Consider the following 23,438-nt stretch of genomic DNA (forward strand, 5'->3'; position numbering starts at 1 on the left):
GCACGCACGCGAGGTGACGCACCATGACGTCGACGTCCGCATCCCCGTCCTCCGAATCCCATGGTTTCCAGGTAGATCTGCGCGGTCTGGTCGATCTCCTCTCCCACCACCTCTACTCCAGCCCGCGCGTCTACGTCCGCGAGCTCCTGCAGAACGCCGTGGACGCGGTCACCGCCCGCCACGCGCTCGACCCCGATGCCCGGGTCCGCATCCGGCTGTCGGCCTCCGGCGGCCGCGTCACCATCGAGGACAGCGGCATCGGCCTGACCGCCGCCGAGGCCCACTCGCTCCTCGCCACCATCGGACGCAGCTCCAAGCGCGGCGGCGACCACGGCGTGGAGGCCGCCGGCCTGGAGGACACCCGCCGCGAGTTCCTGGGCCAGTTCGGCATCGGGCTGCTCGCCTGCTTCGTCGTGGCCCGCCAGATCCGTGTCATCACCCGCTCCGCCCGCGACCCCCTGGCCGCGCCCGTCGAATGGCTGGCCACGGACGACGGTTCGTACACCGTCCGCGAACTGCCCCACGAGGCACGCCCGGAGCCCGGCACCACCGTCGTACTGGAGGCCCGCCCCGGGGCCGCGGAATGGACCACCCCGGCCAAGGTCGAGCAGCTGGCCCGCGACTACGGCTCCCTGCTCCCCTACGACATCACCTTCGACGACGGCGGGGACGGCGAGCCGCGCCCCGTCACCGACCGGCCCGCCGTGTGGGACCGGCCCTTCCCCACCCCCACCGCCCGCCGCGTCGCGCTCGCCGGGCACTGCGCCCGGCTCTTCGGCTTCACCCCGCTCGACAGCATCGACCTCGACCTGCCGGTCGCGGGGGTGCGCGGAGTGGCGTACGTATTGCCCGAACCGACCAGCCCCGCCCACCGGGCCGGACACCGCGTCCACCTCAAGGGCATGCTGCTGACCGACCGGGCCGACAACCTGCTCCCGGACTGGGCGTTCTTCGTCCGCGTCGTCCTCGACACGGACAGCCTGCGGCCGACGGCCTCCCGCGAGAACCTTTACGACGACGAGACCCTGTCCGCCGTGCGCGAGGCCCTCGGCGCCCGCGTCCGCGGGTGGCTCGCCGAGCTCGCGGCGAGCGACCCGGAGCGCCTGGCCGCCTTCCTGCGCGTCCACCACCTGGGCGTGAAGTCCATGGCCCGGCACGACTCCGCACTGCTCGCACTGATGCTGCCGTGGCTCCCGTTCGAGACCAGCGACGGCTCGATGAGCCTGGAGGAGTTCGCGGCCGCCCACACGGACATCCACTTCACCCGCACCGTCGAGGAGTTCCGCCAGATCGCCCCGATCGCCGCGGCCCACGGCCTCGGCGTCATCAACGCCGGCTACACGTACGACGCGGACCTGCTGGCCCTGCTGCCCGCCGTACGGCCGGGGCTCAAGGTCACCGAACTCGACGCCGGAGCCGTCACCGAGCGCCTCGACCCGGTGCCGACCTCCGCGGAGCTGGCGCTCGCGCCCTTCCTCGCCACCGCGCGCACCCGGCTCGAAGCCCAGGGCTGTGACGTGGTGCTGCGCGCCTTCCAGCCCGTCGCCGTCCCCGCGCTCTACCTCGACGACCGCCAGGCCCGCCAGGAGCGCGACCGGACCGCCGCGCTGGAGAACGCCGACTCCCTGTGGAGCGGCATCCTGGGCGCGCTGCGCGGCTCCGCGCCCCGTGCCCGCCTGGTCCTCAACCACAACAACCCGCTGATCCGCCGGATCTCCGCCCTCCCCGACGAAGCGCTGACCGGCACCGCCGTCGAATCGCTGTACGGGCAGGCCCTGCTGATGTCCCAGCGGCCGCTGCGCCCCGCCGACTCGACCCTGCTCAACCGGGCCTTCCTCGGGCTCCTGGAGTGGGCGACCCACTCCGCCGACGCCACCGACGCCCGCGACACCCAGGAGGACCAGAAGTGACGAGTGTGACGCGTGAGGACATCGTGCGGGGTCTGGCGGAGAACCGCGAAGCCCCGAACGGCTCCGCCCGCAACACGCATGCCGAGGCCCTGGCCGGGGCGGCGGAGGCGAGCGGTGACCCGGTGCTGTTCCGGGAGGCGCTGGACAACCTGATCAACGCGTACGTGTTCAGCTCCGAGTCCCCGAAGATCCTGGTGCCCTTCGCCCGGCTGCTCCAGGAGTACGACAAGGACCCGAGCGCCTTCTCCGAAGGGGACGCGCACTCGCTGTTCTGGCAGTTCAAGTGGGTGGCCACGGCCATCTCCGACTCCCCCGACGTCCCGCTGGAGTCGGCCACCGGCTGGCTTGAGGAGATGGAGCGCCGCTACCGGACCGCGGGGTACAGCGAGCGGCCCGTCCGCGAGGCCGAGCTGTGGCTCGCCCACGCGATCGGCGAGGACGAGCGGGCGGAGCGGGCCTTCGAACGCTGGCAGGCGGCCGACCACGACACGATGAGCGACTGCCGGGCCTGCGAGCGGGGCGGCCAGGGCCAGTACGCCGTCCTGCACGGGGACGACGCCGAGGCCCTCGACATCTGGAAGCCGGTCCTCGAAGGCGATCTGACCTGCGCCGAGGAGCCCCACCGGGTGCTCGCCACCTCGCTGCTGCCGCTGCTGCGGCTCGGCCGGACGGACGAGGCCCGCTCGCACCACGTGCGCGGGTACCGCCTGGCCCGGGGCAACGACAGCCTGCTCCCCGCGGTCGGCCGGCACATCGAGTTCTGCGCGCTCACCGGCAACGAGTCGCGCGGCCTGGAGATCCTCGCCGAACACGCCCCGTACGTGGGCCCGCTCGCCAACGTCGACGACCAGCTGGCCTTCCACGGCGGGCTCCTCGTCCTGCTGCGCCGCCTGGAGCAACTGGGGCACGGCACGCTCCCCGCGGTCCCCTACGAGGGGATTCCGCGGACCGTCTCCGAGCTCCACGGGATCCTGTACGCGGAAGCCCTCGACATCGCCCGGCGGTTCGACGCGCGCAACGGCACCTCCCGCGTCTCGGACCGTTTCCTGGCGCGCGTCACGCGCGAGCCGCTGGTCGACGCGCTCCCGCTCGGCGTGCGGGGGGCGGCACTGCCGCAGGCCGTTCCCGGTCCGGCGGCTTCGGCCGAGCCGACCGCGCCCGCAGCTCCCGCCGCGCCCGCCGCCGGCTTCGACGAACTCGTGGAACGGGCCCGCAACGCCCGTGACCTGGGACATCCCGGCGCGGACGCGCTGTGGGGCGAGGTCGCCCTACGCCTGGACGCGCACCCGGCGCCCGACCCCCTGGCCGTCGCCGACCTCGCGGACCACCGCGCCCTCGCCGCCGCGCGGAGCGGCGCCGAGGAGGCGCCGGAGCTGCTGACTGCGGTCCGGGACGAGTACCGGGCGCTGGGCCGGGCTGAGCGTGCGGCGCTGGCCGAGCTCCGGCTGGCGAGCTTCGCCGCGCAGTCGGGGGCGGCGCCCGCACGGATCAGGGAACTGCTGGGGGCGGCCGTACGGGCAGCGGAGGCGCTGGACCCGGCCGAACCGCTGCGCGCCCGCCGGATCGCCCACGCGGAACTGTCGGTGATCCGCGTGGAGTCGTACCTGCGCTCGGTGGAGGCGGAGGCGACGGACGGCCACGACCACGACCACGGTCGCGGCGATCTCGCCGCCGAACTGACCAGCTTCGTCGCGGCCTACGAGGACACGGCGGCGGACCTGGTGGCGGAAGCCGAGGAGATGCTCGCCCGGATCGCCCTGTCGCAGGGCGACCCGGACCGGTCCGTGGCGCTGCTGGCGGGGGCCGCCGCACGGGCGGTCACGGCGGGCCGGCCGTGGCAGGCGGTGGACCTGCTGGTGCTGAGTGCCGGACTCCTGATGTCGCTGGAGCGTACGGAGGAGGCGGAGCGCGCGGCCCGTGCCGGGCTGGAGCACGCAGCCGAGGTGACCGACCTCCAGATGCACGGAGTCGTACGGCTGGCCCTCGCGAACGCTCTCCTGGTCAACGGGGAGGCTGCGGAGACCGCCGAGCACGCGCTGGCGGCGTCCCACTGGTTCGACCAGGCGGGTCTCACCGCCGACGGCGGCGCACAGGCCCGACTCCTGCTGGCCCGTGCGTATGCGCAGGACGGCCGGGCGGCCGAGGCCGCGGAGGTCCTGCAGTCGGCGCTGCCCGACCTGCTGGTCCACGGCGACCAGCAGGTGGTGTTCGTACGGGAGTTCCTGGGCGATCTGCTGCGCCGGCTGCACGAGCCCCGGTCGGCGGCGGAGCAGTACCTCCTCGCCGCGGAGGTGACCAAGGACTGGGAGGATCCGCGCCCGCAGGCGAGCCTCGCGCAGCTGGCCGCCGACACCCTCTCCGACGCGGGGCTGGCCATGGAGGCGATCGCCGCCTACGAGCGGTCCCTCGAACTGCACCGGCTGACGGGTGACACCCCGGTCGCCGAGGTGCGGATCCTGCGCTCGCTGGCCTGGCTGGGACTGCGCGAGAAGGTCACCGCCGAGGCGGTGGCGGGGGCCCGGGGCCGGATGGCCGAGGCCGGTGCGCTGCTGGAGGCCGCCTCGGCGGCGGATCCCGGCTCCCCCGAGCTGCGCTCCGAACTCGCCCAGACCTGGCACCAGCTGGCACAGGTGCTCGACCGGCACGTGACCGCGAACGTGCCGTCCTCCGAGGACTGGGAGGACTGGGAGGAGCGGGAGAACGGAGAGGACGAGGGGAACGAGGCTCCCGCCCTGTCCGACGCCGAAGTCGACGCGCTGCGCCTGGAGGAGATCGAGCTGTGGAACCGGGCCGCCCGGATCTACGCGGAGCTCGGGCCGGATCACCTGCGGGACCGGTTCCAGTGCCTGAACAACGCGGCCTGGACGGAGCAGGAGCGGGGTGACGCGGAGGCGGGCGCCCTGCGCATCTCCGCGCTGGTCGACGAGGTCCGTGCGCTGCCCGAAGGCGAGGTACCCGACTGGGTCCTACCCAACGCGGAGCGCCTGATCGGGCAGTTGCGGGCCTGAGCCACGACCGTTGCTCGTCGCCGCTTCCCGCCCGTGCGGGAGGCGGCGACGAGCGGCGGATCAGCCGCCCAGCTGGGACAGGGCCTCGGTGGCGATCTTCTCGAAGACGCCCTCGTCCGCGGCGAAGTCGGAGTCCGGGATCGGCGCGTGGATCACCAGCTCCGTGAAGCCCAGGTCGCGGTGGCGGCCGGCGAAGTCGACGAACGCGTCCACGGACTCCAGCACGCGGTTGGCCTCGGGCGTGAAGCCGGTCAGCAGGACCTTCTCCATCGGCTCGGACTCCCGTCCGATCTCGGCCTGCGCCTTGTGGAGCCGTTCGAGCTGCCCGCGCAGGGCCTCCCTCGACTGCTCGGGCGTGCCCTCCTCGAAGAGCTTCGGGTCCCCCGTGGTCACCCAGGCCTGGCCGTGGCGGGCGGCGAGCCGCAGACCGCGCGGCCCGGTCGCGGCCACCGCGAACGGCAGCCTCGGCCGCTGCACGCAGCCGGGGATGTTGCGGGCCTCCTCGGCGGAGTAGAAGGTCCCCTCGTGACTCACCGCGCCCTCGGTCAGCAACCGGTCCAGCAGCGGCACGAACTCGGCGAAGCGGTCGGCGCGCTCACGCGGGCTCCAAGCCTCCTGCCCCAGCGCCGTCGCGTCGAAGCCGTTGCCGCCCGCGCCGATGCCGAGGGTGACGCGTCCCCCGGAGATGTCGTCGAGGGAGATGAGCTCCTTGGCCAGGGTCACCGGGTGCCGGAAGTTCGGCGAGGTCACGAGCGTGCCCAGGCGCAGCCGATCGGTGACGGTGGCCGCCGCGGTCAGGGTGGGCAGCGCACCGAACCACGGTCCATCGCGGAAGGAGCGCCACGAAAGGTGGTCATAGGTGTAGGCGGTGTGGAAGCCGAGCTGCTCGGCCCGAAGCCACTGGTCGCGGCCTCCCTCGTGCCATCGACGTACCGGAAGGATCACCGTGCTCAGACGCAGACTCATGCGTCGAGCCTACGGCGAGGCGATGTTTCACGTGAAACATCGCCTCGGCACAACGGTCCGATCCGGCCAGGATCCGGCCGGTCTCTGGCTGGAGCCCGACCGTGGTCCTGTCGTTCGGGGTCATGGGCGAAGATGGGGCGGTGACCTCGGCCTCCCAGCGCCCGGACGGGACGACCCCCGTGCCCCGGCTCATCGCCACCGACCTCGACGGAACCCTGCTGCGCGACGACAAGTCCGTATCGGACCGCACCGTCGCCGCGCTCGCCGCCGCCGAGGAGGCCGGCATCGAGGTCTTCTTCGTGACCGGCCGCCCGGCCCGCTGGATGGATGTGGTCAGCGATCACGTCCACGGGCACGGCCTCGCGATCTGCGCCAATGGCGCGGCGGTCGTCGACCTCCACGCGGGACGTGAGTTCGTCAAGGTCAGAGCCCTGCCCCGGGCCGCCGCACTGACCGTCGTCGAAGCCCTGCGCGCAGCGGCTCCCGGTACCTCCTTCGCCGTCGAGCTGACGACCGGCATCAACTACGAACCTGCCTACCCGCCGTTCTTCAAGGACCCGGGGGCGAAGCTGGCCACCGCCGAGAAGCTGCTGCACAAGGATCTGGACGGCAACGCCGCACCCGTGCTCAAGCTCCTCGCGCACCACGCCGAGCTCGCCCCGGACGAGTTCCTGGAGCTGGCCCGCTCCGCCGCCGGGGCCTACGCGTCGATCACCCGCTCCAGCCCGACCGCCCTCCTGGAGATCAGCGGGCACGGGGTCTCCAAGGCGAGCACCCTGGCGCTGTGCTGCGCCGAGCGGGGCATCTCCCCCGACGAGGTGGTCGCCTTCGGGGACATGCCGAACGACGTGGAGATGCTCGGCTGGGCGGGCACCTCGTACGCGATGGGCAACGCCCACCCCGACGTGATCGCCGCCGCGTCCGGTCGTACGACCGCCAACAACGAGGACGGGGTCGCCGTCGTCATCGAGCGCATCGTCGCCGAACGCCTCGCACGGCGGCAGCAGGGACACGTCTAGGGCACCGGTCCGGGTACGTCCAGGGCCTACGTCCAGGGCCCGGACCACGGGCAGGCCCTAGAGCGGGGCCTCCCACACCAGGGTGGTTCCGCCGCCGTCCTCGCCGATGCCCGGGCCGTACGAGCTCGCGCCGCCCAGCGACTCCGCCCGCCGGCGCAGGTTCCGCAGCCCGCTGCGGCGGCCGCCCTCGGGGATGCCCACTCCGTCGTCGGCGACCTCCAGCCGGACCCCGGGCCGCCCGTCGGCGAGGGTGACGGTGGCGTCCAGGACCACCTCGATCCGGTGCGCCTCCGCGTGCCGGAAGGCGTTGGACAGGGCCTCGCGCAGCGCGGCGATCAGGTTCTTGCCCACGAGCTCGCCGACGACGGCGTCGATCGGGCCGAGGAAGCGGTGCGCGGGCTTGAAGCCCAGGGGCACGGCGGCCATGTTGATCTCCCGCAGCACCCGGGTGCGCAGCCCGGACGGGGCTTCGGCCGGGCCCTGCTGGAGCGCGAAGATCGCGGTGCGGATCTCCTGGATCGTCACGTCGAGCTCGTCCACGGCCTTGCCCACGCCGTCGCGGACCTCGGGGACGATGGACCGGCGCTGGGCGCCTTCCAGCATCATTCCGGTGGCGAACAGCCGTTGGATGACGAGGTCGTGCAGGTCGCGGGCGATCCGGTCGCGGTCCTCGAAGACCGCGAGCCGCTCCCGGTCGCGCTGGGCCTCGGCCATCATCAGGGCGAGGGCGGCCTGGGAGGCGAACTGGGTGGCCAGCGTCCGCTCGGCTTCGCTGAAGGGTCGCTTGCCGCGGGCCCTGGGGGTGACCAGCGCACCCAGCACCCGCCCCCCGCTGTGCAGCGGCAGCATCATGCACGGGCCGTACTGGCTGGTCATCTTGCTGATCATGCGGGGGTCGGAGGCGGCGTCCTCCACGAAGACCGGCTCGCCCTGGAGCAGCCTGTCCACCACGGGACTCTCCGCCGGGATCACCACGCCCAGCGAGGTGGCCGGGTTTTCGGCGGAGACGGCGACGATCTCCATCCCGCCCTCCTCGGCCGGGAGCATCACGATGCCGGCGGCGGAGTCCGCCAGGTGGCGGGCCTGTTCGGCCACCACCGCGAGGGCGTCGTCGGCGTCCCCGCCGGACAGCAGGGCGGTGGTCACGGCCACCGAGCCGTCGATCCAGCGCTCGCGCTGGGTGGCGGCCTCGTAGAGCCGGGCGTTGCCGATGGCGATGCCGGCCTCGGTGGCGAGCACCCGGACCATGTGGACGTCGTAGTCGTTGAACTCGCCGCCGCCGTTCTTCTCCGCGAGGTAGAGATTGCCGAAGATCTCTCCCTGCACCCGGATCGGGACCCCGAGGAAGGTCTTCATGGGCGGGTGGTGCGCCGGGAACCCGGCCGCCCGCGGATCCTGGGTCAGGTCGGCGAGCCGCACCGTGTCGGGATGCGAGATCAGCGCACCGAGCAGGCCCCGCTTGCCGTCCGGACGGTGCCCGATCTTCCGGGCCAGGGCGGAACTGATCCCGAAGGTGACGAAGTCGGAGAGCCCCCGGCCCTCCGTGTCGACGACGCCGATCGCCGCGTAGCGCGCGTCCGCGAGCTCGGCGGCGGTCTCGCAGATGCGGTCGAGCGTGGAGTGCAGCTCAAGCCCGGTGCCGACCGACCTCATGGCCTCCAGCAGTTGCGGTACCCGGGCCGTGAGCTCGGTGGACAGCCCGTGCAGACTCCTGGTGGCCTGGGTGGCGGCCTCCAACGGGTCCGGTGTTCCAGGTGATGGCTCGGGTGATTCCTGCGACTCCTGCGCTGACATGCCCTTGAGCCTAGTTAGTCCTGATTAGAGGGGAAAGTCGGCCAAAGTCCCTTCCACTGCCCGTTCCCGCTCCAACAGCCTGCGCAGCGGGCCCTCTGCAGCGGCGAGCTCCGCGTACGCACCACGCTGTACGACGTCCCCGTGATCCAGTACGAGCACCTCGTCGACCGCTTCCAGACCTGCCAGCCGGTGCGTGATCAGCACGGTCGTACGGCCCTCGGTCGCGGCCAGCAGGTCCGCCGTCAGGGCGTCCGCCGTGGCCAGGTCCAGGTGCTCGGCCGGCTCGTCGAGGACCAGTACGGGGAAATCCGCGAGCAGCGCCCGGGCCAGGGCCAGGCGCTGGCGCTGGCCGCCCGAGATCCGCTCCCCGTGCTCGCCGACCAGCGTGTCCAGCCCGTCCGGCAGGCTGTCGGCCCACTCCAGGAGCCGGGCCGCGGCCAGCGCCGCGCGCAGCTCCTCCTCGCTCGCCCCGGTCCGGGCGAGCCGCAGGTTCTCCCGGACCGAGCTGTCGAAGATGTGCGCGTCCTGGGCGCACAGGCCCACCAGCGCGCGCACGTCGTCCCCGTCGAGGGTGCGGGCGTCGCTCCCGCCCAGGGTGTACGTGCCTTCCAGAGGGTCCAGGAACCGGAGCAGGACCTGGGCCAGGGTGGTCTTGCCGGAACCCGAGGGGCCGACGACGGCGATGCGGCGGCCTGCCTCCAGGGTCAGGTCGAGCCCCCGCAGTGCGTCACGGTCCTGGCCCGGGTGGCGGGCGGCGAGACCGGTGAGCCGCAGCGGGAACGGCGAGACGGGTGCCGCGGCGGGCTGCTCGGGCTCGACGACCGGCACGGGCGCGTCGATGACCTCGTACAGCCGCTCGGCGCTGCGCCGCACCCGTCGGCGGTACCGGACCGCGAGCGGCAGGCCGCTGACCGCTTCGAAAGCGGCGAGCGGGGTCAGGACGGCGACGGCCATGGCCACCCCGGAGAGCCTTCCCTCGTGCACGGCGTTCGCGGCGAGCGCCGAGGCGGCCACCACGGTCAGCCCGCACACCAGGGCGGACAGCCCGTCACCCAGCCCGCTCGCGGCGGCGCCCCGCGCGGCGATCCGCGTCAGCACGCCGTCGCTCTCGCGCGCCCGGCCCTTGCGGTCCTCCAGCGCACCGGCCACGGTCAGCTCCGCGGTGCCGGTCAGCAGATCGGCCACCCGGGTGGCGAGTTCGCCCCGGACGGGCGCGAGCCGGCGCTCGGCACGGCGGGCGCAGGCCCCGCTGACCAGCGGCACCGCGATGCCCCCGGCGAGCAGGCCGACGGCGAGCACCGCCCCCGCCTCGGGCAGCAGCCAGGCGGTGAAGGCGACCGAGCCGGTACCGACGAGCACCGCGGTGCCGACCGGCAGCAGCCAGCGCAGCCAGTAGTCCTGCAGCGCGTCGGCGTCGGCGACGAGGCGGGCCAGCAGGTCCCCGCGCCGGTGCTCGCGCAGCCCGGCGGGCGCGATGCGCTCCAGCCTCCGGTACACGGCCACGCGCAGGTCGGCGAGCATCCGCAGGACGGCGTCGTGCGAGACGAGCCGCTCGGCGTACCGGAACACGGCCCGGCCCATCCCGAAGGCGCGGGTGGCGGTGACGGCCACCATCAGATAGAGCACGGGCGGCTGTTCGGAGGCCCTCGAGATCAGCCAGCCGGACACGGCCATCAGGCCGACGCTGCACCCGACGGCCAGCGCCCCCAGCAGCAGCCCGAGCCGGAACCGCCCCTGCCAGGCCTCGGCCGCGGCCCGGACCCGCGCGAGCGGGTTCGCCCCCGAGCTCCCCGCCTTCGCCCCCGAGCCCCCCGCCTTCTCTCCCGGGCTCCCCGCCGGGGCCTGCCCGGCGGGCAGCGTGTCATCGACGTCCGGGGCGAAGTCCCGCTCCGCGTCCCGCGCTCGGAGCCCGGCGGAAGCCTCCGGAAGGGTCGCGGTCGGGGTCAGCCCCGCGGGGCTGACCTCCACGACCCGGTCGGCCAGCGCCAGCAGCGCCGGGCGGTGCACGACCAGCAGCACGGTCCGCCCCACGGCGAGCCGGCGTACGGCCTCCACGATCCCGGCCTCGGTCTCCCCGTCCAGGGCCGCGGTCGGCTCGTCCAGCAGCAGCACGGGCCGGTCCGCGAGGAACGCCCGCGCCAGGGCGAGCCGCTGGCGCTGGCCGGCGGACAGCCCTGCACCGCCCTCGCCCAGCAGGGTCCCCGTCCCGTCGGGCAGCGCGGATACGAACGGCCACGCGCCGGCCTCTTCCAGCGCGGCGGCCACCTCGGCGTCCGAGGCCCCGGGCCGGGCGAGCTTCACGTTCTCGGCGATCGTCCCGGCGAACAGGTGCGGCCGCTGCGGCACCCACGCGATCCGCGACCGCCACTGCTCCGGCGCCAGTTCGGCCAGGTCCACGCCCGCCACCCGGACCCGCCCCGTGGTCGGGGCCACGAACCCGAGCAGCACCTGGAGCAGCGTGGACTTCCCGGCCCCGCTCGGGCCGGTGAGCGCCACGCACTCCCCCGGGTCGACGGTCAGCGAGAGGGGGCCGGGCGAGTCCTCGCCCCGGCCCTCGTAGCGGACGGCGACCCCGTCGATCTCGATCCTCAGCGGAGCGCCGACCGGGAGCTCCGCCCCGCCGGACGGGCCGGAGAGCGGGGCCTCCAGTACCTCGAAGATCTCCTCCGCGGCCGCCAGCCCCTCGGCGGCCGCGTGGTACTGCGCGCCCACCTGCCGCAGCGGCAGGTACGCCTCGGGGGCCAGGATCAGGATGACCAGCCCGGTGTAGAGGTCCAGGCCGCCGTGGACCAGCCGCATGCCGATGGTCACGGCCACCAGCGCCACCGACAGGGTGGCCAGCAACTCCAGTGCGAAGGAGGAGAGGAAGGCGATGCGCAGGGTCCGCATCGTCGCGCGCCGGTAGTCGTCCGTGATCTTGCGGATCGACTCGGCCTGCGCCTTGGCCCGCCCGAACACCTTCAGGGTCGGCAGGCCGGCCACCACGTCGAGGAAGTGCCCCGACAGCCGCGAAAGCAGCCGCCACTGGCGGTCCATCCGCGACTGGGTGGCCATGCCGATGAGGACCATGAACAGGGGGATCAGCGGCAGTGTGACCACGATGATGGCCGCCGACACCCAGTCCTCGGTGACGATGCGGGCGAGCACCGCCACCGGTACGACCACGGCGAGCCCCAGCTGGGGCAGGTAGCGGGAGAAGTAGTCGTCGAGGGCGTCCACGCCCCGGGTGGCCAGGGAGACCAGCGAGCCGGTCCGCTGACCGGTGAGCCGGCCGGGCCCCAGCTCCGCGGCCCGCTCCAGGAGCCTGCCCCGCAGCTCCGACTTGACGGCCGCGCCGGCCCGGTGCGCGGCCAGTTCCGTCAGCCAGGCGACCAGGCCGCGCCCCAGCGCCACCGCCGCGAGCAGCAGCAGCGGCGTCCGGAGCGCTTCCCCGCCCAGCCCCTCCTCGAAGGCGCCGACCACGATCTCGGCTATGAGCATCGCCTGACCGACGACCAGCCCCGCCCCGGCAATGCCCAGGGCCACCACCGCCCCCAGGAAGAGGCGGGTGGCGCGGGCGTACCGAAGCAGGCGCGGGTCGATCGGTTTCACGTGAAACATCCCTCGGGGCAGGGTCCAGCGGGAGGGCCGGGCGTCAGTGCGTCAGGACATCAATGCGTCAGGGCGTGAGGGCATCAGTGCGCGTCGACGATGTGCTGCGTACCGATGCGCTTGCGGAACACCCAGTACGTCCAGCCCTGGTAGAGCATGACGAGCGGGGTGGCCACGGCCGCGCACCAGGTCATGATCTTCAGGGTGTACGCGCTGGACGAAGAGTTGGTGACCGTGAGGTTCCAGGCGTCGTCCAGCGAGGACGGCATGACGTTCGGGAAGAGCGTCAGGAAGAGCATCGCGACGGCCGCCGCGATGGTGACCCCGGACAGCGCGAACGACCAGCCCTCACGGCCCGCCAGGTTGAAGCCGAGGGCCCCGACCAGTGCGAGCACCGCGATGACCATGGCGACCAGGCTCTTGGCGTCGCCGCGGGTGAACTGGGTCCAGGTCAGGAAGACCAGGGCCAGCGCCGCGGTGGCCACGCCCAGCTGCGTCGCGAGCTTGCGCGAGCGGTCCCGGATGTCACCGACCGTCTTGAGCGAGGTGAAGACCGCGCCGTGGAAGGTGAACAGGGTGAGGGTGACCAGGCCGCCGAGGATCGCGTAGGGGTTGAGCAGGTCGAAGAAGGTACCGACGTACTCCTTGTGCTGGTCGATCTTCACGCCGCGCACGATGTTGGCGAAGGCCACGCCCCACAGGAACGCGGGGATCAGCGAGGTCCAGAAGATCGCGTGCTCCCAGTTGGTCTGCCAGCGCTCCTCGTCCCGCTTGTGCCGGTACTCGAAGGCGACACCGCGGACGATGAGGCAGCCCAGGATGAGCAGCAGCGGCAGGTAGAACCCCGAGAAGAGGGTGGCGTACCAGTCGGGGAAGGCCGCGAAGGTCGCGCCGCCCGCGGTGAGCAGCCAGACCTCGTTGCCGTCCCAGACGGGCCCGATCGTGTTGATCAGGACCCGCTTCTCGGTGCGGTCGCGGGCGAGCAGCTTGGTCAGTACGCCGACCCCGAAGTCGAAGCCCTCCAGGAAGAAGTAGCCGATCCACAGAACGGCGATGAGTACGAACCAGACGTCGTGGAGTTGCATGGTGTGGTCTCCCCAGCCTCAGTACGAGAAGGCCATCGGGCGGTCGGCGTTCTTGTCGTCCCCGCCGATCTTGGTGGGCGGGTTGAGGTCGGCCTCGGTGAGCTCGGGCGGGCCGGCCTTGACGTACTTGACGAGGAGCTTGACCTCGATGACGGCGAGCACGGCGTAGAGCAGGGTGAAGCCGATCATCGACGTGAGCACCTCGCCCTGCGAGACGTTCGGCGAGACCGCGTCCCGGGTGCGCAGGACTCCGTAGACCACCCACGGCTGGCGGCCCATCTCGGTGAAGATCCAGCCCCAGGAGTTCGCGATGAGCGGGAAGCCCATCGTCCAGAGGGCGACGATCCAGTACATCCGCCCCCACTTCGGGCTCAGCGCCTTCTTGAAGAGGACCAGGTTGGGGACCTCCTCCTCCGAGGTGCGCAGCCCCGGCGGCAGCATGAACTTCTTGCGGGTCAGCCACAGCCCCAGCACGCCGAGGCCCAGCGAGGCCATGCCGAAGCCGATCATCCAGCGGAAGCCCCAGTAGGCGACCGGGATGTTGGGCCGGTAGTCGCCGGGCCCGAACTGCTCCTGCGAGGCCTTGTTGACGTCGTTGATGCCCGGGACGAAGGAGGTGAAGTCGTCCTTCGCGAGGAAGGACAGCAGCCCCGGGATCTCTATCGCCACCTTGTTGTGGCCCTTGTCGACATCGCCGTACGCGAAGATCGAGAAGGGTGCCGGAGCCTCGCCGTCCCAGAGCGCCTCGGCGGCGGCCATCTTCATCGGCTGCTGCTCGTACATCACCTTGCCGAGCAGGTCGCCGCTGATGGCCGTGCCCGTTCCGGCGATGATCAGGGTGATCAGGCCGAGCCGCAGCGAGGTGCGCATCACGGGGACGTGCTTCTTGCGCGCCAGGTGGAAGGCGGCGATGCCGACCATGAAGCCGCCGCCGACGAGGAAGGCGGCCGTCATGGTGTGGAAGAACTGGGTGAGCGCGGTGTTCTGGGTGAGGACCAGCCAGAAGTCGGTGAGCTCGGCCCGGCCCCGCTCCTCGTTGATGCGGTACCCGACGGGGTGCTGCATCCAGGAGTTCGCCGCCAGGATGAAGTAGGCGGACAGGATGGTGCCGATGGACACCATCCAGATGCAGGCCAGGTGGATCTTCTTCGGCAGCTTGTCCCAGCCGAAGATCCACAGACCGATGAAGGTCGACTCGAAGAAGAAGGCGATCAGCGCCTCGAAGGCCAGCGGCGCCCCGAAGATGTCGCCGACGAAGCGCGAGTAGTCGGACCAGTTCATGCCGAACTGGAACTCCTGGACGATGCCGGTGACGACACCCATCGCGATATTGATCAAGAAAAGCTTTCCCCAGAACTTCGTCGCCCTGAGGTACTTCTGCTTCTCGGTACGCACCCACGCGGTCTGCAGGCCGGCCGTGAGGGCGGCGAGCGAGATCGTCAGTGGGACGAAGAGGAAGTGGTAGACGGTGGTAATGCCGAACTGCCAACGCGCCAATGTTTCTGGCGCCAAAGCTAGGTCCACGTCGTCTTCTCCTTGTCGTCGCCGTGGTCACAGCCGCAGTCTGCCTGGCGGGTTCCCTCCATACCGGGAGGAAGCAGGACACGCTTGTGAACGCGTTCACATTCACAAGCATTATTACGTACCGGCTTCCGACCCTTCGCAGCGGGGGTCCCCTAGCCAATCGATTCAACAAATTGTTGAATATGGCTCATGAAGATTCGAATCTCCTGGCCCGCGGGCCTGCTCACCGCAACCCTCGACGAGACCCCGACCAGCAAGGCACTGGCCGCGGCCCTTCCGATCTCCGCCTCCGCCAACACCTGGGGCGAGGAGGTCTACTTCGACACCGGCGTCTCCGTGGCCCTGGAAGACGACGCCCAGCAGGTCGTCGAGCCCGGCACGGTCGCGTTCTGGACCGAGGGCGACGCGCTCGCGCTGCCCTACGGCCCCACGCCCATCTCGCGCGGAGGCGAGAGCCGCCTGGCGAGCCCCTGCAACGTGCTCGGCTCGTTCGACGGCGACCCCCGCCTGCTGGCCACCGTCCGTGACGGCGACCCCATCCGCGTGGAACTGGTCTGACGACCTACAGCTCCTATGGCCCTGCCTCTCCTGCGGCTCCTACAGCTCCTACAGCTCCTTGAAGAACGCCGCGGCCGTGTGCAGGAAGAGGTCGTTCGCCTCCGGCTCGCCGATCGTGACCCGCAGGCCCTCGCCCGCGAAGGGCCGGACCACCACACCGGCCTTCTCGCAGGCCGCCGCGAAGTCGACGGTGCGCTCCCCCAGCCGCATCCACACGAAGTTCGCCTGGGTGTCCGGCACCGCCCAGCCCTGCGCCAGCAGCGTCTGGTGGACCCGCGCGCGCTCCCCCACCAGGGACCCGACGCGCCCCATCAGCTCGTCCTCGGCGCGCAGCGAGGCCACCGCCGCGTCCTGCGCGAGCTGGCTGACACCGAAGGGCACCGCCGTCTTGCGCAGCGCCGCGGCCACCGGCTCGTGCGCGATCGCGAAGCCGACGCGCAGGCCCGCGAGCCCGTACGCCTTGGAGAAGGTACGCAGAACACAGACGTTCGGCCGGTCGCGGTACAGCTCGACGCCGTCCGGCACGTCCGTGTCGCGCACGAACTCCCGGTAGGCCTCGTCCAGCACCACCAGGACGTCCGACGGCACCCGGTCCAGGAACCGCTCCAGCTCGGCGCGGCGCACCGCCGTACCGGTGGGGTTGTTCGGGTTGCAGACGAAGATCAGCCGGGTCCGGTCGGTGATCGCCGCGGCCATCGCGTCCAGGTCGTGCACGTCGCCGTCGGTCAGCGGGACCTGGACGGAGGTGGCGCCGGAGATCTGCGTGATGATCGGGTACGCCTCGAAGGAACGCCAGGCGTACATGACCTCGTCGCCCGGGCCGGCCGTCGACTGGATCAGGGACTGGGCCACGCCCACCGAGCCGGTGCCGGTGGCCACGTGCTCGACCGGCACCCCGAAGCGCTCCGCGATCTCGTTCACCAGGCCGGTGCACGCCATGTCGGGGTAGCGGTTGAAGTTGCCCGCCGCCGCGACCGCGCTCTCCAGCACCCCGTGCAGCGGCGGGTACGGGTTCTCGTTCGAAGACAGCTTGTACGCGACGGCACCGCCCGCGGCAGCCGGCTTGCCGGGCTTGTATGTCGGAATGCCGTCCAGCTCGGCGCGCAGCTTCGGGCTCTTCTCGCTCACCGCAGGTCCTCCTCGACCGTCCCGTACGACGTCGCCGTCGACTCAATACTGCTCACCTTATGAGGATTCCGCTCTTCCGAGAATGGGGGCGCCTGGAATGCGGGGGAGCGCGCGCATATATGCGCGCGCCGGTGGCCTGCGCCGTGGCGCGCATCCCTCGTACAGGTGAGTTGAGACCGGTCCGAGACCTCACCGGCTTGGCATGCCCGGACCCGCCGACAAGCGGCACCCTCGCCACGCACACCCAAATACCTTCGTTTCCAAGGTCATTGGGGGTGGCGAAACGTGCAGAATCGTGCCTGTCAACGGGTGCATATGCACCCGGTCCGCCCCGGTCCCAGAGCCCTACTATCGGCTCGCCATGACAGCAGCAGGGAAGCATCAGGTGAGCCGGACCGAGACCACCCGGCGGGCCGCCGGCCGACAGGGCCGGGCCGGCATCAGGGACGTGGCCGCCGCGGCGGGCGTCTCCATCACGACCGTCTCCGACGCGCTCAATGGCAAGGGACGTCTGCCCGACGCCACCCGCCGCCACGTTCGAGAGGTCGCAGACCGCCTCGGCTACCGCCCGTCGGCCGCCGCCCGCACCCTCCGTACCGGCAAGTCGGGCCTCATCGGCCTGACCGTGACGACGTACGGGGATGAACCTTTCACCTTCACCGAATTCGCCTACTTCGCGGAGATGGCCAGGGCCGCGACCTCCGCCGCACTAGCCCGCGGCTACGCCCTCGTCATCCTCCCCGCCACCTCCCGGCACGACGTGTGGTCGAACGTCGCCCTCGACGGCACCGTCGTCATCGATCCGTCCGACCACGATCCCGTCGTCACCGAACTGGTCCGCCAGGGACTCCCCGTCGTCTCCGACGGCCGCCCCGCGGGCTCCCTCCCCGTCACCGCCTGGGTCGACAACGACCACGAGGCCGCCGTACTGGGCCTGCTCGACCACCTCGCCGCCGCCGGCGCCCGCCGCATCGGGCTGCTGACCGGCACCACCACCGACACCTACACCCGGCTCTCCACCACCGCCTACCTCAACTGGTGCGAGCGCGTCGGCCAGGACCCCGTGTACGAGTCCTACCCCGCCCACGACCCCTGCGCGGGCGCCGTCGCCGCCGACCGGCTCCTCGCCCGCCCCGACCGGCCCGACGCCGTCTACGGCCTCTTCGACCCCAACGGCACCGACCTGCTCGCCGCCGCCCGGCGCTACGGCCTGCGCGTCCCCGAGGACCTGCTGCTCGTGTGCTGCAGCGAGTCCACCGTGTACGCCAACACCGAACCGCCGATCACCACGCTCTCCCTCAAACCCCGCCGCATCGGCACCGCCGTGGTGCAGCTCCTGATCGACGCCATCGAAGGAGTGGACACCGGACGGCCCGTGGAACAGGTCGTCCCGACCGAGCTGATCATCCGTACCTCGTCCCAGCGCAGGCAGCCCCGTACGACCGTCAGCCCGCCCCGTTCCCCGTCACAGGACTGACCTCCGAGCAGTTCAACAACGGCCATTTCAGGAGAAAGCAGCAGGAACGACTGGTTCCGCACAGGATTCACCACCCCTGGTGCGTCACAGAGCGCGAGCTGCATTCCTATGATGGGCGCACGACATCACGGACCCTCCTCCCCGGAGGTCAGGAGGGTCCGCAGGTGTACGGCAGCGCGACGGTGGTGGAGGGGTCGATGACTCAGGGGGCCGGTCAGGGACCCGCGATGCGGACGGAGACGCTGCGGGACTTCCGGGTGCCGGTCGGCGAACCTGTCACCGAACCCGCCCCGTACGCCGTATCCGCCGGGATTCCCGGCGAGGCTCCCGTGTACGGCGAGTACCCCGCGTACTACGCCGACGGCGGCGTCGAACCCCACGCCGAGACGTACGACGAGCCGTACGGCGAGGCCTACGCCAAGCCTTACGCCGAGCAGTACGCCGACCACTTCACCGAGCCCCCGGCTGGGCCCCCGGCAGGACCCCCGACTGGGCCCCCCGCAGGATTCGCGGAGATCCCCGCCGCGCGCCCCGCCTCCGGCCCCGTCCTCATGAGCCGGGCTCCCGAGGAGCCCGAGGACGAAGACCCCGAGGGCTACACCCCCACCTTCCGCGACCTGCCGGTCATCGGCCGCGGCGCCCTCGGCGGCCCCGGCGACACCGTCCAGGTCACGTACGTCCCCCAGGACGACCAGGCCGCCGGCCCGGGCCCGCTCTACGTGGTCGGCGACGTCCACGGCTACCTCGACGAACTCGTCTCCGAGCTCCGGGTCCAGGGCCTGATCGACGCGGACTGCCGCTGGTCCGCCGGAAACGCCCGGCTCTGGTTCCTCGGCGACTTCACCGACCGCGGCCCGGACGGCATCGGCGTCATCGACCTCGTCATGCGGCTCTCCGCCGAGGCCGCCGCCGCCGGCGGCTACTGCAAGGCCCTCATGGGCAACCACGAGCTGCTGCTCATCGGCGCCAAGCGGTTCGGCGACACCCCCATCGCCTCCGGCGCCGGCACCGCCACCTTCCAGGCCGCCTGGCTCCTCAACGGCGGCCAGCGCACCGACATGGAACGCCTCCAGGACGTGCACCTGCAGTGGATGTCGCGCCTCGACGCGGCCGTCCTGGTGGAGGACCACCTCCTGCTGCACTCCGACACCACGGCCTACCTCGACTACGGCGACTCCGTCGAGGACGTCAACGACACCATCCACGAGCTGCTCAACCGCGGCGACGCCGACATCACCTGGGACCTCTTCCGCAAGTTCACCAAGCGGTTCGCCTTCCGCGACGAGGAGACCGGCCCGCAGGCCGTGCGCGAACTGCTCGGGACGTACGGCGGCAGCCGCGTCGTACACGGCCACAGCCCCATCCCCTACCTGCTCGGCGAAGTGGGCACCGAGGACGGCGACGAGTCACGCGGCCCCGAGGCCGTCGACGGCCCGCACGTGTACGCGCAGGGCCTCGCCATCGCGATGGACGGCGGGGTCACGATGGCGGGCAAGCTTCTCGTCGTACAACTCCCGCTGAGCAACTAAGGGTTCACGCATAGGAGTTGGCGGCTTTTGTGCCGTCAGATCACTCTTTTGAGTGATCGTGCGTTCGAGTGAGTGTGGTTACGGTCGTGGGCATGAACCTGAAGGAGTCGGCGGCGCAGGGTGGCTGAGCCGGGAAAGCAGCTCCGAGCGATCGCTTCGCCGTTCGTTGCCCTGGGCCCGTCGGGTGTGTCGATTCGTGACCGTCTCAAGGGACTGACCGGCGAGGACGAGACGCTGTTGCGGCTCGTCGGCGCGCACCTGGGGGCCTTGGCCGGGCGGGACCTCAAGGCCCGGTGCGCTGACGCTCTACAGCATTCCAACGAGTCGTGGGCCGACCGCAAGCGCGACCTGACCGCGTTTTCGTCGTCCCGGTGGGCCGGGAGTCTGACGAAAGCCACGCATGACCAGTGGTCGCTGTCCCGTCGCGCTCAGGCCACCCACCTGGCTGGGCTTGATGCGGGGATCCGCATGCTCCGCCACCGCCTGTCCCTCCCGATCGGGGAACAGAACACCAAACGAGCTCCAGGTGGCTACCGGTCACAGCGTGAGTGGTTTGCCAAGTCACGCCGTCTCGCGTGTCTGGAGGAACGCCGCGAGCAGGTCGCTGCTGACCGTAATGCCAGCCGGGTTCGTGTCGTGCGCGGTGGCCGGAAACTGGCGAACACCCGCCACCACCTGGAAGCTGCCGGGCTCACCGAAGCTGAGTGGCGGGAGCGGTGGGAGGTCGCACGCTGGTTTCTGTCCGCGGACGGCGAGTCGGGTAAACGATTCGGGAACGAGACGATCCGGGTCACCCCCGACGGTGAGGTCAGCATCAAGCTGCCCGCCCCGCTCGCCGGATACGCCAACAGCAGGAACGGGCGGTACACGCTGACGGCGCGTGTCGCATTCCCTCACCGGGGCACGGAGTGGCGTGACCGGGTTTCGGCGGATCGGGCCGTCGCCTACCGCATCCACTACGACAGCTCACGGGGCCGCTGGTACCTGGACGCCGCCTGGAGCCGCCCCGCTGTCCAGACGGTGCCCCTTGCTGCGGCCCGCGCGAACGGCATCGTGGGCGTGGACACCAACGCGGACCACTTCGCCGCCTGGCGGCTCGACTCCCACGGCAACCCCGTCGGTGATCCCCACCGTTTCCCCTACGAGCTCACCGGCACCACCCAGCACCGGGACGCGCAGATCCGCCACGCCATCACCCAACTTCTCCACTGGGCGCAGCGGTGCGGGGTTCAGGCGATCGCCATCGAAGACCTTGATTTCACCGAGGAGAAGACCCGGGAGAAGCACGGCCGACGGAAGAAGTTCCGGCAGCTGATCTCCGGCATTCCCACAGGGAAGCTCCGCGCACGGCTCGTGTCGATGGCCGCCGAGCAGGGTCTGGCGGTTGTCGCGGTCGATCCTGCGTACACCAGCGTGTGGGGCGCGCAGCACTGGCAGAAGCCGATGGCCGCGCCCCAGCGCACCACCACCCGACACGATGCCGCAAGCATCGCGATCGGACGACGCGCCCTCGGGCACCCGATCCGGCGACGGACGGCACCGCCCCACGACGACCAGAGCGATCGTCGTGGGCATCGGACCGTCCAGGCCGGACCGGGCACCCGAGGGCGTGAGGAAACCCGACACCGCGTTCCCGGACCACGCACACGATGCGCGCAGCCCGGACACGGAGAGAAAGCGGGCAACCAGCACGCCCAACACCGTTCGGGGCGCGCGGCTGAGAGAGACAAGTCTTGGCAACAGGACACACTCCCACTCGGTTTCTAGGAACGGTATTTCCGGAAAGCCCCTGTCACGGCGTGGTGTGGGCGCTCTACCATCGCTCTATCCGTAGCAGGCTCTCCTCCGTTTGTGCCGGCGCCCGGGTCTACGCGGGCATACCGGCTTCTACGGAGCATCGGGGGATGCACATGACCAGCGCTCCGCACCTGCTGACCGAAGACCGACCGGAGTTCGATCGGCTCCTCGACGAGGCGCTGCGCACCGCACACGAACGGCCCGAGCTCGCCACCCTCGGCGAACGGCTGAACGCCGAACAACTGCGCACCATGGCCCTCGGGGCCCGCGCACTGCTCACGTCCGCCGCCGCGGCCGAGTACGACCACTACGTGAAGGTCCGCGAGGAACGCCGCGACGAGGTCCTCTCCACCCCGGGGAACACGGGGGACGAGCACGGTGAGCAGGACAGCGGCGGTGGCGCGGGCGTCAGCGCGGTGGTCGCGGTCCTCGCGCCCGTCCTGGCGGGCACGGCCATGCTGATCTTCCTGCTCGTGGGCTACGGCCTGAAGATGGTCGAGCCCGAACCCGCCTTCGCGGAGACGATGCTGACGGCCGGTTGGCTCTTCGGCGCGCTCACCGCGGCCGGCCTGCTCTTCGCCGTGATCGCTCTGCTGGTGACGGCCGTCCGCAACAGCGCGACCGAGGTGGGGGTGGCCGAGACCGAGGCGGTACCCGACGAGGTCGCGCGGGCCAGGGAAGCCTGGCGCAATGCCCTGCTGGAGCGGGGGATCATGCCGTTCCTGCGGGACGCGCTGGCCGATCCGAGCGCGGGCCCGGGGCTTCCCAGGCCCCGCAGGGGTGGCAGCCGGATGCCCGATCTGGGCTACACGGCACCTGATTTCACGAGTCCGGGGGCCCCCAACGAGGGCCCCCGGCCGGGTTACACGTCACCGGACTTCACGAGTCCGGACTTCGGCGGCCCGGAGCACGAGCCGGACTGAGGTCCGGCCGCGCTCCGGGTCGCGGAGGTTGGTGCCGGGTGCGGGGCTACCGCGTCGGTTCCGGCTGCGTCAGCCGAGCTTGGCCCCCTTCGGGACGTCCAGCTGCGACGCCGCGGAGCGGCTCAGGGGGACGACACCGCTCGGGCCCGGAATCCTCTGGGTCCAGGGACCCGCACCGTCGTCCTGCGGGACCATGGGGTCGTCCGTGCAGTCGAGCTCGAAGTTGCGCGGCGTCACCGGGTCGCCCTCGGGGACGACGAAGCAGAGGGTCTCCCAGAGCTGGTTGGACTCGGTCAGCACCTGGATCGAGACGTTGTTCGCCTGGTGCGCGATGGAGATCGCGCACGCGTCCGACGGGTAGTTCGTGTGCGGCGGGTTGATGGTGAGGTTGTGCCAGCTGAACTCGGTCGTGTTGGGGCCGTTGAACGAGCCCTGGGTGTCGCGGATACCGACGAAGGCGGTGCGGTCCGCCGTCAGAGCGGCCTTCACCTCCCAGGCGTTGTTGTCCGCGACGGCGTCGACGTCCACGCACCTCGCCGGACCGGTCGCACCCGTCGGGCCCGTGGCACCGGTCGCGCCCGTCGCGCCCGTCGCACCGGTCGCACCGGTCGCACCCGTGGCACCATCCGCGCCCGGCTCACCCGGGTCACCGGTCGCGCCCGTGGCGCCGGTGGGACCCGTCGGGCCGGTCGGGCCCGGCTTGCCCTTGTCGCACCTGTCGTCACCGACGGGCCCGGCAACCTCGGAGAGCGAGGCCGACTTCGGCTTGTAGTTCGGCTTGTGGGGCTTGCAGGGGTCGCTGCCCACGGCCTCCGCCACCCTGGCCGTCTCCGCGGCCTGAACGGTCTGGCCGACGGCGAACGCGGGACTGGCGACTCCCATCAAAACCAGGGTCATCGATGCGAGGGTTCCGCCGGTCAGCCAGCCACTGCGCCGGGGCAGGGGGCCGAGGGTTGACCTGGTCTTGTTCTCGGGGCTCATGTACGCCGCTCCTTCTCGATCCGGATCGAACGATGTGCGAGGGGGTCTTTCGACCGCCCCGGCCATCGTGAGGATCCCGGCCCCAAGCGGCAGGACACCTCGCAGGAAAGTCCACTTATCGGACTAGTGATACGCACCCAATGGCGGC

At 71.6% G+C, this 23,438-nt stretch carries 15 protein-coding genes; 8 read left to right on the forward strand and 7 right to left on the reverse strand.

Annotation, left to right across the window (positions count from 1 at the left end):
• Positions 1-23 precede the first annotated feature (23 nt).
• Together OG625_RS18900 and OG625_RS18905 are read left to right on the forward strand one after the other, a co-directional pair.
• Positions 24-1,910: an HSP90 family protein gene (locus OG625_RS18900; protein ID WP_329382236.1), complete on the forward strand. Its 1,887-nt coding sequence runs from the start codon at positions 24-26 to the stop codon at positions 1,908-1,910.
• On the forward strand, positions 1,907-4,918 hold the full coding sequence (locus tag OG625_RS18905) for a tetratricopeptide repeat protein (RefSeq protein WP_329382238.1): 3,012 nt from the start codon (positions 1,907-1,909) through the stop codon (positions 4,916-4,918). The genes OG625_RS18900 and OG625_RS18905 overlap by 4 nt, the downstream gene beginning before the upstream one ends.
• Before the next feature lie 60 nt (positions 4,919-4,978).
• On the opposite strand, the gene OG625_RS18910 is transcribed toward OG625_RS18905, so the two are convergent.
• Positions 4,979-5,884: an LLM class flavin-dependent oxidoreductase gene (locus tag OG625_RS18910; RefSeq protein ID WP_329382240.1), complete on the reverse strand. Its 906-nt coding sequence runs from the start codon at positions 5,882-5,884 to the stop codon at positions 4,979-4,981.
• Positions 5,885-6,006: 122 nt separating this feature from the next.
• On the opposite strand from OG625_RS18910, the gene OG625_RS18915 reads away from it, so the two are divergent.
• Entirely contained in the window at positions 6,007-6,903 is an 897-nt protein-coding gene (locus tag OG625_RS18915) for a Cof-type HAD-IIB family hydrolase (RefSeq protein ID WP_329390769.1), read from the forward strand.
• A 57-nt stretch (positions 6,904-6,960) separates the two neighbouring features.
• Here the strand turns inward: OG625_RS18915 and OG625_RS18920 are convergent, their stop codons facing one another.
• The 4 genes from OG625_RS18920 to OG625_RS18935 form a co-directional block, all read right to left on the reverse strand.
• Complete coding sequence (locus tag OG625_RS18920; protein WP_329382242.1) at positions 6,961-8,697, reverse strand: sensor histidine kinase; 1,737 nt, start codon at positions 8,695-8,697, stop codon at positions 6,961-6,963.
• Between the two features lie 24 nt (positions 8,698-8,721).
• A complete protein-coding gene (cydD, locus tag OG625_RS18925) occupies positions 8,722-12,288 on the reverse strand; it encodes a thiol reductant ABC exporter subunit CydD (RefSeq protein ID WP_443067736.1) in 3,567 nt (1,188 codons plus the stop codon).
• A gap of 83 nt (positions 12,289-12,371) precedes the next feature.
• Complete coding sequence (gene cydB, locus OG625_RS18930; RefSeq protein WP_329382246.1) at positions 12,372-13,373, reverse strand: cytochrome d ubiquinol oxidase subunit II; 1,002 nt, start codon at positions 13,371-13,373, stop codon at positions 12,372-12,374.
• An 18-nt stretch (positions 13,374-13,391) separates the two neighbouring features.
• A complete protein-coding gene (locus OG625_RS18935; RefSeq protein WP_329382248.1) occupies positions 13,392-14,897 on the reverse strand; it encodes a cytochrome ubiquinol oxidase subunit I in 1,506 nt (501 codons plus the stop codon).
• Between the two features lie 189 nt (positions 14,898-15,086).
• On the opposite strand from OG625_RS18935, the gene OG625_RS18940 reads away from it, so the two are divergent.
• Positions 15,087-15,455, forward strand: coding sequence for a cyclophilin-like fold protein (locus tag OG625_RS18940; protein WP_329382250.1), 369 nt, complete (start codon positions 15,087-15,089; stop codon positions 15,453-15,455).
• A gap of 48 nt (positions 15,456-15,503) precedes the next feature.
• On the opposite strand, the gene hisC is transcribed toward OG625_RS18940, so the two are convergent.
• Positions 15,504-16,583 carry a histidinol-phosphate transaminase gene (gene hisC / locus OG625_RS18945; RefSeq protein ID WP_329382252.1) on the reverse strand — a complete coding sequence of 360 codons (1,080 nt, stop codon included), beginning with the start codon at positions 16,581-16,583 and terminating at the stop codon, positions 15,504-15,506.
• A gap of 361 nt (positions 16,584-16,944) precedes the next feature.
• Here hisC and OG625_RS18950 point away from each other — a divergent pair, with 361 nt between their 5' ends.
• The 4 genes from OG625_RS18950 (at position 16,945) to OG625_RS18965 (ending at position 22,309) form a co-directional block, all read left to right on the forward strand.
• Positions 16,945-18,060, forward strand: a complete 1,116-nt coding sequence (locus tag OG625_RS18950; RefSeq protein WP_329382254.1) for a LacI family DNA-binding transcriptional regulator — start codon at positions 16,945-16,947, stop codon at positions 18,058-18,060.
• 182 nt (positions 18,061-18,242) lie between these two features.
• Positions 18,243-19,589, forward strand: a complete 1,347-nt coding sequence (locus OG625_RS18955) for a metallophosphoesterase (protein WP_329390771.1) — start codon at positions 18,243-18,245, stop codon at positions 19,587-19,589.
• A gap of 120 nt (positions 19,590-19,709) precedes the next feature.
• Positions 19,710-21,356: a transposase gene (locus OG625_RS18960; protein WP_329382256.1), complete on the forward strand. Its 1,647-nt coding sequence runs from the start codon at positions 19,710-19,712 to the stop codon at positions 21,354-21,356.
• A gap of 137 nt (positions 21,357-21,493) precedes the next feature.
• Positions 21,494-22,309 carry a hypothetical protein gene (locus OG625_RS18965; protein ID WP_329382258.1) on the forward strand — a complete coding sequence of 272 codons (816 nt, stop codon included), beginning with the start codon at positions 21,494-21,496 and terminating at the stop codon, positions 22,307-22,309.
• Positions 22,310-22,378: 69 nt separating this feature from the next.
• Here OG625_RS18965 and OG625_RS18970 read toward each other — a convergent pair whose 3' ends face one another.
• A complete protein-coding gene (locus OG625_RS18970) occupies positions 22,379-23,290 on the reverse strand; it encodes a hypothetical protein (protein ID WP_329382260.1) in 912 nt (303 codons plus the stop codon).
• Positions 23,291-23,438 lie beyond the last annotated feature (148 nt).

This window comes from Streptomyces sp. NBC_01351 (assembly GCF_036237315.1).
Taxonomy (GTDB): Bacteria; Actinomycetota; Actinomycetes; order Streptomycetales; family Streptomycetaceae; genus Streptomyces.

Bases quoted from the DNA above. Each gene is read 5' to 3' on its own strand.
- OG625_RS18900 (WP_329382236.1), top strand. From the start codon at position 24: ATGACGTCGACGTCCGCATCCCCGTCCTCCGAATCCCATGGTTTCCAG.
- OG625_RS18940 (WP_329382250.1), top strand. From the start codon at position 15,087: ATGAAGATTCGAATCTCCTGGCCCGCGGGCCTGCTCACCGCAACCCTC.
- OG625_RS18920 (WP_329382242.1), bottom strand. From the start codon at position 8,697: ATGTCAGCGCAGGAGTCGCAGGAATCACCCGAGCCATCACCTGGAACA.
- OG625_RS18950 (WP_329382254.1), top strand. From the start codon at position 16,945: ATGACAGCAGCAGGGAAGCATCAGGTGAGCCGGACCGAGACCACCCGG.
- OG625_RS18965 (WP_329382258.1), top strand. From the start codon at position 21,494: ATGCACATGACCAGCGCTCCGCACCTGCTGACCGAAGACCGACCGGAG.
- OG625_RS18915 (WP_329390769.1), top strand. From the start codon at position 6,007: ATGGGCGAAGATGGGGCGGTGACCTCGGCCTCCCAGCGCCCGGACGGG.
- OG625_RS18970 (WP_329382260.1), bottom strand. From the start codon at position 23,290: ATGAGCCCCGAGAACAAGACCAGGTCAACCCTCGGCCCCCTGCCCCGG.
- cydB (WP_329382246.1), bottom strand. From the start codon at position 13,373: ATGCAACTCCACGACGTCTGGTTCGTACTCATCGCCGTTCTGTGGATC.
- OG625_RS18910 (WP_329382240.1), bottom strand. From the start codon at position 5,884: ATGAGTCTGCGTCTGAGCACGGTGATCCTTCCGGTACGTCGATGGCAC.